Origin of the sequence: Sutterella sp. (genome assembly GCF_030539355.1) — a bacterium.
Lineage (GTDB): Bacteria > Pseudomonadota > Gammaproteobacteria > Burkholderiales > Burkholderiaceae_F > Sutterella.
The window spans coordinates 17,082-29,334 of sequence record NZ_JAUNSF010000022.1 but is presented as its reverse complement, the minus strand read 5'-3'; the positions used below and the strand labels follow the sequence as shown (position 1 = coordinate 29,334).

7 protein-coding genes are annotated in these 12,253 nt (G+C 60.9%); 4 read left to right on the top strand and 3 right to left on the bottom strand.

Annotated features, from left to right (window positions below; genetic code table 11):
- Positions 1-870 (bottom strand): type I-E CRISPR-associated protein Cse1/CasA (locus Q4F91_RS05575; RefSeq protein ID WP_303335438.1); only part of this gene is annotated, 870 nt, incomplete at its 3' end.
- 24 nt (positions 871-894) lie between these two features.
- Complete coding sequence (gene cas3, locus Q4F91_RS05570; protein WP_303335433.1) at positions 895-3,519, bottom strand: CRISPR-associated helicase Cas3'; 2,625 nt, start codon at positions 3,517-3,519, stop codon at positions 895-897.
- 602 nt (positions 3,520-4,121) lie between these two features.
- Between cas3 and Q4F91_RS05565 the strand changes: the two genes are divergently transcribed.
- Complete coding sequence (locus Q4F91_RS05565) at positions 4,122-5,297, top strand: iron-containing alcohol dehydrogenase (RefSeq protein WP_303335426.1); 1,176 nt, start codon at positions 4,122-4,124, stop codon at positions 5,295-5,297.
- A gap of 146 nt (positions 5,298-5,443) precedes the next feature.
- Here Q4F91_RS05565 and Q4F91_RS05560 read toward each other — a convergent pair whose 3' ends face one another.
- Positions 5,444-6,469 (bottom strand): branched-chain amino acid aminotransferase, encoded by a 1,026-nt coding sequence (locus tag Q4F91_RS05560; RefSeq protein ID WP_303335423.1) that lies wholly within the window; start codon positions 6,467-6,469, stop codon positions 5,444-5,446.
- A 496-nt stretch (positions 6,470-6,965) separates the two neighbouring features.
- Between Q4F91_RS05560 and Q4F91_RS05555 the strand changes: the two genes are divergently transcribed.
- The 3 genes from Q4F91_RS05555 (at position 6,966) to Q4F91_RS05545 (ending at position 12,054) form a co-directional block, all read left to right on the top strand.
- Entirely contained in the window at positions 6,966-7,337 is a 372-nt protein-coding gene (locus Q4F91_RS05555; protein WP_303335420.1) for a copper-binding protein, read from the top strand.
- A gap of 83 nt (positions 7,338-7,420) precedes the next feature.
- Positions 7,421-8,923 (top strand): efflux RND transporter periplasmic adaptor subunit, encoded by a 1,503-nt coding sequence (locus tag Q4F91_RS05550; protein ID WP_303335418.1) that lies wholly within the window; start codon positions 7,421-7,423, stop codon positions 8,921-8,923.
- On the top strand, positions 8,920-12,054 hold the full coding sequence (locus Q4F91_RS05545) for an efflux RND transporter permease subunit (protein WP_303335415.1): 3,135 nt from the start codon (positions 8,920-8,922) through the stop codon (positions 12,052-12,054). The genes Q4F91_RS05550 and Q4F91_RS05545 overlap by 4 nt, the downstream gene beginning before the upstream one ends.
- The last annotated feature ends 199 nt before the right edge of the window (positions 12,055-12,253 follow it).

Below are 12,253 nucleotides of genomic sequence, written 5' to 3'. Positions count from 1 at the left end.
ATCAAACGAGGCTAGAAAGGTCTTCTGAGTACTTCTGTTTTGCGTTCGCCGTGCCGTTTCACAAGGGTTCGAATAGCTCAATCCCCTTACTATATGAAATTTTCCCTTATCAAAATGACAATAGAATGCCAGAGGAATCAACCTTCCGATCAGGGAATTTTTATAAATTTCACCTTCATCTCCTTCCAGATCCATGGGCATTTTTTCCCAAGGCGGGATACCGATTCCGGAAGTCAGATATGGAATTTTCTGTTTAATCTCCATTTCACTGATTAAGTTAATTCGAAGTGTGTCAAACAAATCATCGCCCAAGGGATAGATATGAAGCCATCCATTTTTACCCATGGCTGGAGAACTTGGAGGTGTCCCTGTTTTCTTTATTCTTATATTGTTTTTCACCTTCTTTCCTCCCGTTCCCATAACCAATTGCGTCAGAAGAACATACGCTTCCTCTGCGCATCCAATATTCCTCGTGAAAGTTCCTTCACGCAATACGACTGCTGATTTGCCTGCCACTCCGATAACAAATTTCCCGGAAGGCAATACATCCTTACAAAAAGCATCCGTATATTGTAAAAAAGGCTTTTTCTCATCATAAATATCAAATTCATCCATGTGTTCAGTCAGATATGCTCTGGCTTCCGATTTCATTTTTTCAATGTTCATCTGCTTGATCTGAACTTCTGTCTTAGGTCTGCAGGCTCGCTGAAGAATTGCAAGCAGCAGCCTGAAAACGGACAGTCTTTCAATCGGGGTTCCTTCAAGTACCGGAGCCTTTACAAGATTAAAAAAATCAATAAGACTTACAGGAGGTTGTCTTGCCAGTTTAAGCCATTTTTCAGTTGATAAATTAAAAGATTTTCCGATCATATATTTCTCCTTGACTATATTTCTTCAGTTTATATATTCATAACCGTAATTATATGAATACAACTCCGTCATTAATTCGTTGCCTTTGACATCCTTTAATAGTCCGTCGGCTGTCAGCACCAAAGGAATATTCTGAAATCTCTTCATTATTCTGAATTCCTTTTGGAATCCTTCGAAATTACTCATCAAGCCTGATCGTACTGGACGCGGAACATTCACAATTCTTTCCTCCGCCCATAAATCAAATTTTTCGAAACTATTCGGAATATTATTCAGATCACCTTCGTCAACAATCAGAACCTGATGCATCTCATATTCCGAGTATCTGGTTCCGGCAAGAGCATTTACCTCATTCAACGACTGATTCAGACCTGTCCAGCCCAAAGCCGTCTCTTTCATTGTTGTCTCTTTTTTAATAAATTCATCCTTTAGTTCTGCAATTAACAAATTGCTCTCCTCCCTTTCCGAGAATGAATTTTCAATCAGTTCACGGGCATCACTCGGGAGAGAGATGATATTTTTAGCGGACAACACATTGACAAGTTCCTCAAGTGTTCTCATGAGCAAATATGGAGGATAAACAATTCCTGTTTTTCCAAAAATTCTTTCAGAAGCAGTTTTCTTGTCATCCTCAGGAACGGCAATAATCATCACCTCTGCCATATCACACTCATCAGGTCTTTTCTTCTCATGCCGCCACAGGCGTCCAATTCTCTGAATCAACCGATCCATGGGGGCGATTCGTGTCACCAGTAGATCTGCATCAATATCCAGGGACTGTTCCAGAACCTGAGTTCCGACCAGAACACATCCACCGGATAAATCATTCACCGAACCATTCCTTTCGAATTTTTCAACCCAGAAATCCTCTATCCTCTGACGATCCAGAGGCCGAAACCTTGAATGCAGAACAGCAGACGTAACACCTTCTTTTTCAAAAAGATGAGCAACTTTTTGTGCTTGTTCAACCGTGTTTTCTATCCAGAGGACACTGGCTCCGGATTCAACCCGCTTCAGAACTTCTCCAAAGGCCTTTTCCTCTGCGGTTTCATCGTCCAGAAGAATCACCCGAACTTTCTTTTCTGCCGCTGCGGGAGAACTCAGGCCAATTGATTGAAGCTCCCCACCACGCCTGAGAGAAATAATCACTGGATCCTGAGGCCATTCCACGTCTGAATTTCCAAGAAATTTCCCGCGTCGATCAGCTGACAAGGTTGCGCTCAGCAAAACCACTGTTCCCCCCGCCGCCAGCAGTCTCTCAATCAGTATTTCGACAAGCGCTCCGGTGTATGCGCCGTATGAATGAACCTCGTCAATGATCACGACCTTGCCGAGCAGCCCGGCAGTTCGCACCGCCGCATGGCGCACAGGAGCACAGCTGAGAAGTGCCTGATCGACCGTGCCGACGCCGAATGGAGACAGAAGCGCCCGACGGTTTGAAGAGGCCCAGGGATTCCCTGCCTCGGCCTCACCTCCCATCCGGGTCCGCATCAGCCGGGCCTTGCTGTGCACAAGCCTGACGTGGTCATCGCGCTCGGGGTTCCTGAGCGCACGGCTCACGTACGCCTGCATCCTCCGGATCATGCGATTGCTCGTGAGCTGGGTCGGCAACGCGAAGTAAATTCCGCTCGCGTCGCCGCACTGCATGGCCTTGAAAGCCAGGCCGAGCGCCGCCTCGGTCTTGCCGCTCCCCGTGGGGGCTTCAAGGATGTAGAGCCCCGGCCCTGCGTAAAAATCTACGAACGCAGCCTGTTCTGCCCGGGGCGGGAATCCAAAGAATTCCTTGAAATTTCCGTCTTTCTTCATGACGGGCAGCCCCAGACCGGCCTCACGCACCAGGCTCTCGGCGACCAAGTCGGTCAACGCTCTCGACAGCGGAGCGCTCTGCTGCGAAGCGATCCAGTCCGCAAGGATCAGGAGACCTTCCCAGCACGCCTGCTGAACATAGGAGATCGCCGGATCCTGCGAGGGCTCCGGGAAACCATCAAGACCAAGGCAGTCGAGCAGACGCAGGGCAAGTCTCTCCCGCGCCGCCTCCCATTTCTCGCCTCCGCACAGCGGATCAGCGCCGATGTAGCCGAGCCAGCCGGTGACGGGCCTGCCGTGATGAGCACCGACGACGTCGCAGCACATGTCGGGCGCGCCGAGACGTTCGAGCGTGTACCAGCTGACTTCGCTGTGGTAGGTCTCCTTCCCCGCGCAGTCCCTGCTGATGCAGTACCGAAGCCATCTTTCAGTGTCAGGAGCATCCGCGCACGATGCCGCGAGACGGGAGATGAACTCCGGCGTCAGTTTCCCAATGTCGTGCAGAGCAGGCAACACCTCAAGGCCCGCAGGCAGCAGCGCCTCCTTACCCGGAAACTTCAGAGCCGCACAAATTTTCAGAAAAACGGCGGCTGTTAGTTCGCCGTGTCGACGGATTGAAATCCCGAAACCCCGAGCTCCCTCGTCATCAAGCTGAACCGTCTTCGCCGGAAAATCATCGACATCCCTGTCCGACAGGAAGTCAGGCAGGCCTTCCTGACGGTGCCCTTCACTGCCCCGCTCGATCGGAATTCCTCGGGTACCGGGAGCGCAGAAGTTCCGCGCACAATCGGCATGCGACGGCTCGAGTGCGGTGGCCAGAGGCTGCATGTTGCTGACGGACATTGGTTCGCTCCAGGGACTGTTGATGACTTGACCGCCTCCGACAACTTCTGATTTCAGATCGATGTTTGTCGCCGATGACTGTCTCCTCAGAGCACTGTACGACATAATGAACCGTTTGCTGTCGCATCAAGTTCGAATTATCTCAAAAATACCAATTTCACGGTATGTTCATATGTCAGAATGACCGCGAACGGGGACATCCACGGCCCGGACACCTTCCTTCGCTGAGACAGATCAGACGGCCGATGACTCGTCAAAGAGGTGCTGCATCAGATTTCCGACCTCGGCGTCGGACTCAAGAAAGTCGGATCCCCTGAGGAACTCCTCTATGGAGGCAGCATGGAGCACCTCACTCACCGCAGCGATCTCGCTTTCCCCGCGATTCTGGCCCGCGACTGCGTCCGTCCGGCTCCGGGCTCCCTGATCATCCGTTTGAGAGCGCAGAAGGTGTTCGGCAGATAAGTTCAGTCTACGGACGCATGAACCGTTTACTGTCGCAGCGATGAAATTCGCTGCCACAGCTACCCATGGCTTCTTTAGAATCACCCTTTGACGAGCTCGAAGCCCGCCACCCCGAAACCAACCAAAGGGATTCCCTACAGATGCTGAAGTTCGCTTTTCAGACGCCCACCCGCCTCATCTTCGGCGCCGGCAAGCTCGATGCCCTGCGCACCGAGAAGCTTCCCGGCAAGAAGGCACTGCTGCTGACCTCGCGCGGCCGCTCCGTCGAACGCTCGGGCACGCTCGCCCGCGTTCTCACCGCGCTTGAGGTTCAGGGCGTCACCGCCGTCCACATGCCGATCGTCGAGCCGAACCCGCTGCTGACGACCGTCATGACCGCGGCCGCCCGTGCGCGCGAGGAAGGCTGCGACTTCGTGATCGGCCTCGGCGGCGGCTCCGTCATGGACTGCGCCAAGGCCACGGCCGTCATGGCGACCAACCCCGGCGACTTCTGGGACTACATTCCCTCCGGCCAGGGCGGCCGCAAGCCGATCGAAATCGATCCGCTGCCGATTGTTGCGATCAGCACCACGGCCGGCACGGGTTCCGAAGTGGACGGCGGCGGCGTCATCACCAATCCGGGCACGCAGGAGAAGTCCGGCTTCGGCGGCCACATCGGTCTCTTCCCGACGCTCGCGATCGTCGACCCTGAGCTCACGCTCACGGTTCCCCCGCTCCTCACCGCTTTCCAGGGCTTTGATGCGCTCTTCCACGCTATCGAAGGCTATCTCTCGAAGAAGGCCAATCCGCTCGGCGACATGTTCGCCCTCGAGGCCGTCCGTCACATCTCCGCCGGCCTCGTCCGTGCGGTGAAGGACGGTCGCGACCTTGACGCCCGCTGCCACGTCTCGCTCGCCAACACGCTCTCGGGCTATGTCATGGCCTGCGGCCGCCTCACGAGCATGCATTCGATGGAGCACGCCCTCTCGGCCTTCCATCAGGAGCTCCCGCACGGCGCCGGCCTCATCATGCTCTCGATCCCCTACTTCCAGCACATGATCCAGACGGGCGCCCGCAGCGACCGCTTCGTCGAGCTCGCCCGTGCGCTCGGCGTGCGTGATGCGGTTCACCCGGCCGACTTCCTGCGCGCTCTCCACGACCTCGAGGCCGCCTGCGACGTCGCCGACCTGCGCATGAGCGAGGTGGGCGTCACCCGCGAGGAGATCCCGGCCCTTGCCGAGAAGGCCCGCAGCTCCGGCGCCGCCCTCTTCGAGCTCGACCCGGTTGCCCTCACCTTCGAAGACACGGTGAGCATCTACGAGGCGAGCTTCCGGTGACCTTTCGTCACTGACCCGGCCGGACGACAGCGTCCGGCCCGGGGAACAGCTTAGAAAAAAGGCTCACACCGTTTTCGGTGTGAGCCTTCTTTTTCGGGACATCCGCGCCGCTCGCGGCGCGGATTCCCTTCCGCTAATTCAAAGAATTAGCAGATCGTGCGGATCCAGCCCTCCGGGGCCTCAATCTTGCACGCCTGGATGTCAGTGAGCGTCTGACGGAGCTTGCCGCAGATCTCGCCCATCTGGTCCATGCCGGACGGCAGGGCAATGTCGCCCTCGTGGGTGTGGATGAGACCCACGGGAGCGAGCACTGCAGCGGTGCCGCAGAGGCAGCATTCCTTGAAGTTCTTGACTTCGTCAAGACGGACCTGGCGCTCGATGACGTTCAGGCCGAGGTAGTGCTGACCGACGTACACAAGTGAACGACGGGTGACCGACGGAAGAATCGACTGAGACTTCGGGACGATCAGGTTGTTGTCGGCATCGACGAAGAGGATGTTGGCACCGCCCGTCTCCTCAACGTACGTGCGGGTCTGCGGGTCGAGATACATGTTCTCGGCGTACCCGTTTCGGTGAGCTTCTTGAGTCGGGAAAAGGCTCATCGCATAGTTAAGACCCGCCTTGATGGCGCCGGTGCCGTGGGGGGCGGCGCGGTCATAGTCGGAGACGCAGATGCGGATCGGCTTCGGGCCTTCCTTGAAATAGCTGCCAACCGGCATCACGAAGACGCGGTAGGTGTAGGACGGGGCCGGGGCGACGCCGATCTGCGGGCCGGAGCCGAAGAGAACCGGACGGATGTAGAGCGAAGCGCCGGTGCCATAGGGCGGAACCCAGGCGGCGTTGGCGCGGACGACCTCGTCGATCGACTGAAGGAATTTCTCGAGCGGGAAGGGGGGGATTTCCAAGCGCTTGGCCGAGTCGATCATGCGCAGACCGTTCTGGTCCGGGCGGAACGTGACGATGCGGCCGTCCTCGGTCGTGTAGGCCTTCAGGCCCTCGAAGCAGCTCTGCGAATAGTGGAAGACGCAGGCCGACTCAAGGAGGTGGAACTCCGGATCCTCGAGGAGGCCGCCCTCGGACCACTCACCGTTGTCCCAGGTGGACTGCCAGCGGTAGTCGGTCTTTGTATAGGCGAAGCCGAGCTTCGACCAGTCGATGTTCTTCTTTTCCATTTGATTCATCCACTTTTGAGTGAAGTCCGACGCCGGGGTGTTCTCGGCAGAGCGGACCCGCAAACTCCGAAGCCCGACGCGCGGCCGGGCATCTGGAGCGAAAACTTGTCGTGTCAGGGGAATTCATCGGCAGTTGGCGCCAATGAAGCGACACGTCGGAAATCGTAACACTGCGCCCCAGCGGGCCTGACGCCCCTTCTAGGCGGTTCTGCCTAGTGCGTTGAATCTAAAGCGCATCGTCAGGAAATTTCCTGCATCTCCGGAGTTATTTCAAAAATTTTTCCTTGTTTTTCAAATCCCTTTGATTGCAACCCCCTCTGTTTTGCCGCTTACACTCCCGACCGGAGATCGGGACTCAGGGTTAACACGGAAAATTTGGTGTAATATTTCATTGTTTGGAATTGTGTATTCCATTTTTCAGTAGACTTACAGGGTTTTCCTCTATCTTCTCAATTCCTCGCCGACCGGGCGGGAAACACTGACAGGAGTTCTCCCCATGCTTCGCTTCATCCTTGCTCCCGCGCTCACGCTCGTCTGCGCCACGGCGCTCGCCGCCGGCGGCATGGACAGTCACGCCGGCCACGGCGGCCATGAAGGCCACAACATGCAGCACGGCGACCACGCCGCGGCCGCGCCCGCCAAGGCGCAGTCCTACACCGCCACCGGCATCGTGAAGGGCCTTGACCCTAAGGCGGGCAAGGTGACGATCGCCCACGATCCGATCCCCGCGCTCAAGTGGCCCTCCATGACGATGCGCTTCACGTACGAGAACCCCGCCGTCGTCAAGGGTCTGCGCAACGGTGACCGCATCCGCTTCACCTTCCGTCAGGAAGGCAATGTCTCCGTCCTGGAATCCGTCCGCCGCTGATATTCAATTACTCACCGACGCCTGAGGCGCCTTGATTCAGGCCGGGGCCTCAGGCTTCCCTGATCCGCTCCCGACCCTCCGTCATGCCCCAAGCGTCCTCCCCATCCCCGGGCACCCGCAGTTCCGCGGGTGTCATCACGCTCGTCCTCGTCGCGCTCATCGCGGGCGCGGCGGGCGGCGTAACCCTCGTTCACTTCCGTCCCGACCTCGTCGCGCAGTTCCTTCCCGCTCCCGCTGCGACCGGAACGGATGCAGCCGCCTCCGCTGAAGCCGCTCCCCAGGCCGACGGGCTCGCCGAGCCCGACGAGAACGGCCGCCCCGTTCTCTACTGGTACGACCCGATGAAGCCCGAGGCGCACTTCATGCACCCGGGTCCCTCGCCCTTCATGGACATGGATCTCGTGCCGAAGTACGCCGACGAGGGCGCGGGTGACGACTCGGGCGCCGTGAAGATCGATCCGACGGTCGTCGCAAACCTCGGCGTGCGCACGGCGATCGCCGAGGAAGGGCGTCTGACGCTCGAGGTGCGGCTGCCCGCCGAGGTGACGCTCAACGAGTCCGCCGTCGCCGTGATCCAGGCCCGTACCTCCGGATTCGTCGAGGAGATCCCGCCGCGCGCCGTCGGGGACTTCGTGAAGAAGGGTGATCCGCTCGCCGTGCTGACGCTGCCCGGCTGGAGCGAGGCGCAGGCCGAGTACCTTGTGCTCTCGTCCGTTCCGGGCACGAACCGCGCGACGCTCGAGAGCACCCTGCGGCGCCTCAGGCTCGCCGGCATGCCCGAGGAGGACATCCGCGAGATGATCCGCACCCGGCGGGTCAAGACCCGCTTCACGGTCCGCGCACCGATCGACGGCGTCGTCACAACGATCTCAGTTCGGCGCGGCATGAACATCTCCACATCGGACACGATCGCCCGGATCGAGGCGCTCGACCCGGTGTGGGTCGTCGCCTCCGTCCCCGAGCGCTACGCCGCGCTGCTCAAAGAGCATTCCGAGGACGTTCAGACGACACTCGCCGTCGACGCCTTCCCGGGCCGCGAGTGGACGCCCGTCTCGCGCGAGATTCTGCCGACGGGCGACTCGGGCACCCGCACGGTCCGGATCCGCCTCACGCTCGCGAATGCCGACGGCGCGCTCCGCCCCGGCATGTCCGCGCGGCTTGACCTTCGCGCACCGGGCGCCGAGGGCGTTCTGCTCCCGAGCCAGGCCGTCATCACCGACGGCAGGCTCCCGCGCGTGATCCTGCGCCGTGACGGCAAGTTCTACCCGACCCCCGTCGCGATCGCGGGCGAAGCGGGCGACATGACCGCCATCTCGACGGGCGTCTTCCCCGGCGACGAGGCGGTACTCTCCGGCATCTTCCTCATCGACGCCGAGGCGAGCATCTCGGGTGCGCTCGCGCGCCTGACTCCCGCCGAGCCGCTTGACAATGGCTGGACCGAGGCGACCGAGGAAATGAACGCCGCCGACGGCGCCGCCCCCGGGAGCGACGGCATGGCCCCGATGGATCACGGCGCTCATGAGGCTCTCACCACGCCGGAGCACGACCAAGGCGCGATGCCGCAGGAAGAGAAGGAGGCGCCATGATCGAGCGCATCATCCGGGCATCGGTCGAGAACCGCATGCTCGTGCTCCTGGGCGCCCTTCTCCTCGCGCTCTGGGGCACGATCACCATCCTGCGCACGCCGGTCGACGCGCTCCCCGACCTCTCCGACGTGCAGGTCATTATCAAGAGCGAGTACACGGGACAGGCGCCGCCGATCGTCGAGGACCAGGTCACCTACCCGATCAGCACGGCGATGCTTGCCGTGCCGGGTGCGACCACCGTCCGCGGGTTCTCGCTCTTCGGCACCTCATATGTATATGTGCTCTTCGAGGACGGCACCGACCTCTACTGGGCCCGCTCGCGCGTGCTCGAGTCCCTCTCCTCCATCTCCGGGAGCCTCCCCTCGGACGTGACGACCGAGCTCGGCCCCGACGCCACGGGCGTGGGCTGGATCTACGAGTACGCGCTCGTTGACCGCACGGGCCGCGAGGACCTCGAGAGCCTGCGGTCGCTCCAGGACAACTTTCTCAAGTACGAGCTCAAGGCCGTGCCGGGCGTCGCCGAGGTGGCGAGCGTGGGCGGCGCCGTGCGCGAGTACCAGGTCCTGCCCGATCCGGTGAAGCTCGCGAGCCACGGCGTCACGATCAACCAGATCCACTCCGCGATCACGTCGTCCAATGCCGAGGCCGGCGGAGGGTCGGTTGAGATCGCGGGAAGCGAGTTCATGGTGCGCGCCCGCGGGTATCTGAAGACCCTGCAGGACTTCCGCGAGATCGTGCTCAAGGTGACCGACGGCGTCCCGACCTATCTCGGCGACGTGGCCGAGGTCCGCATCGGCCCCGAGATGCGCCGCGGCATCGCCGAGCTCAACGGCGAGGGCGAGGTCGCGGGCGGCGTCGTGATCCTGCGCTCGGGCGGCAACGCCCGGGACGTGATCGATCACGTCAAGGCCCGCCTCGAGGAACTGAAGCCCTCGCTCCCGCCCGGGGTCGAGGTGATCCCCGTCTACGACCGCAGCACCCTCATCGACCGCGCGATCGAGAACCTCTCGAACCGCCTCATCGAGGAATTCATCGTCGTCGCCATCGTCTGCGCGATCTTCCTCTGGCACGTCCGCTCGGCCCTGGTTGCCATCGTGACGCTTCCGCTCGGTCTCGCACTCGCCTTCATCGCCATGCACTTCCAGGGCATCAACGCGAACATGATGTCCCTGGGCGGCATCGCGATCGCCGTGGGCGCGATGGTGGACGCCGCGATCGTGATGATCGAGAACGCCCACAAGAAGATCGAGGCCTGGGAGCACGCGCACCCGGGCGAGAAGCTCGCCGGAGAATCGCGCTGGCGGCTCATCACGGACGCCGCGGTCGAGGTGGGTCCGGCGCTCTTTCTGTCGCTGCTCATCATCACGCTCTCCTTCATCCCGATCTTCACGCTCGAGGGGCAGGAGGGCCGCCTCTTCGGACCGCTCGCCTGGACCAAGACCTGGGCGATGGCGGGCTCGGCGTTCCTTGCGGTCGTGCTCGTGCCCGTGCTGATGGGTCTCGCGATCCGCGGGAAGATCCCGGCGGAGGAGAAGAATCCGCTCAACCGCTTCCTCATCTATATATATGAGCCGCTCCTCAGAGGGGTGCTCAGGTTCCCGAAGCTCACGCTCATCGCCGCCTGCGCAGTGGTGATGACGGTGAGCTGGCCGCTCGAGCGCCTCGGCGCCGAGTTCCTGCCCCAGATCGCAGAGGGCGACATTCTCTACATGCCGACGACGCTCCCCGGCGTCTCCTCGGCCGAGGCCGCGGCGATGCTGCAGACGACGGACAAGCTCATACGCACCGTGCCCGAGGTGGCGAGCGTCTTCGGCAAGGCCGGGCGCGCCGACACCGCGACCGACTCCGCGCCGCTCGAGATGATCGAGACCACGATTCAGCTGAAGCCGGAGAGCGAATGGCGCCCCGGCATGACGCTCGACGCGATCATCGCCGAGCTTGACCACCGCGTGCGGCTCCCGGGTCTCGCGAACCTCTGGGTGCAGCCGATCCGCGCGCGCATCGACATGCTCTCCACGGGCGTGAAGAGCGCGATCGGCATCAAGGTCTCGGGCAATTCGCTCGCCGACATCGACGCGGCCGCCCGCCAGATCGAGACCGCCGCGAGAGGCGTCGACGGCGTCGTCTCGGCCCTTGCCGAGCGCCTCGAGGGCGGCCGCTACATCGACATCGAGATCGACCGCATCCGAGCGGCGCGCTACGGCATGACCGTGGGCGACGTGCAGGAGTACGTCTCGGTGGCCGTGGGCGGCATGATGGTGAGCGACGTGATCGACGGCATCGCCCGCTATCCGATCACGATCCGCTACCCGCAGGCCGACCGCGGCAGCGTCGCGGCACTGAGGGAACTGCCGATCATCGGCGGCTCGGGCGAGCGCATCACGCTGGGCGACGTCGCCACGGTGAATCCCGTAACCGGCCCCTCGATGCTGCGCACCGAGAACGCCCGCCCCGCCTCCTGGGTCTACGTGGATGCGCGTGACCGCGACATGGCCTCGGTGGTGGAGGATCTGAAGAGCGCGATCGCGAAAGACGTGAAGCTCGCGCCCGGCGTGAGCGTCGCCTTCTCCGGGCAGTACGAACTCATGGAGCGCGCCGAGTCGAAGCTCATGCTGATGGCGCCGATGACGCTCCTCATCATCTTCGTGCTGCTCTACCTCTGCTTCCGCCGGTTCTCCGAGTCGATCCTCGTGCTGCTGTCGCTCCCCTTCGCGCTCGTGGGCTCCATCTGGCTCCTCTGGTACATGGGCGACCGTCTCTCGGTCGCGGTGGGCACGGGCATGATCGCGCTCGCGGGCCTTGCGGCCGAGTTCGGCGTCGTGATGCTCGTTTATCTCAGGCACGCCGTCGCGGAGGACAAATCGCTCGCCGACCCGAAGACCTTCACGACCGAGGCGCTTGACCGCGCGATCGTGCACGGCGCGGCGCTCCGCGTGCGTCCGAAGTCGATGACGGTCGCCGTGATTCTCGCGGGCCTGATCCCGATCCTCATCGGCACGGGAGCGGGCAGCGAGGTGATGAGCCGCATCGCCGCGCCGATGGTGGGCGGCATGATCACGGCGCCGCTCCTCTCGCTCTTCGTGATCCCAGCCGCGTGGAAGCTCATCATGCTGCGGCGCAGAAAGCTCTGAGGAACTTCGGGCGCACTTCCACAGACTGCGGGAGCGATCATCAGCTCCCGCAGTTTCACTTCAGAACCCGAAGATCGCTACGTCGTGCAGAGACATTTCCAAATATCAGGGTGTCCCGCGCAGGAACGCGCATTTTTCAGCTGGAGCGTTGGACAGGACAGGTCATGCCTTGATCCAAAAATGATCTAAGAATGACGCA

Bases quoted from the DNA above. Each gene is read 5' to 3' on its own strand.
- cas3 (WP_303335433.1), bottom strand. From the start codon at position 3,519: ATGTCCGTCAGCAACATGCAGCCTCTGGCCACCGCACTCGAGCCGTCG.
- Q4F91_RS05565 (WP_303335426.1), top strand. From the start codon at position 4,122: ATGCTGAAGTTCGCTTTTCAGACGCCCACCCGCCTCATCTTCGGCGCC.
- Q4F91_RS05560 (WP_303335423.1), bottom strand. From the start codon at position 6,469: ATGGAAAAGAAGAACATCGACTGGTCGAAGCTCGGCTTCGCCTATACA.
- Q4F91_RS05555 (WP_303335420.1), top strand. From the start codon at position 6,966: ATGCTTCGCTTCATCCTTGCTCCCGCGCTCACGCTCGTCTGCGCCACG.
- Q4F91_RS05550 (WP_303335418.1), top strand. From the start codon at position 7,421: ATGCCCCAAGCGTCCTCCCCATCCCCGGGCACCCGCAGTTCCGCGGGT.
- Q4F91_RS05545 (WP_303335415.1), top strand. From the start codon at position 8,920: ATGATCGAGCGCATCATCCGGGCATCGGTCGAGAACCGCATGCTCGTG.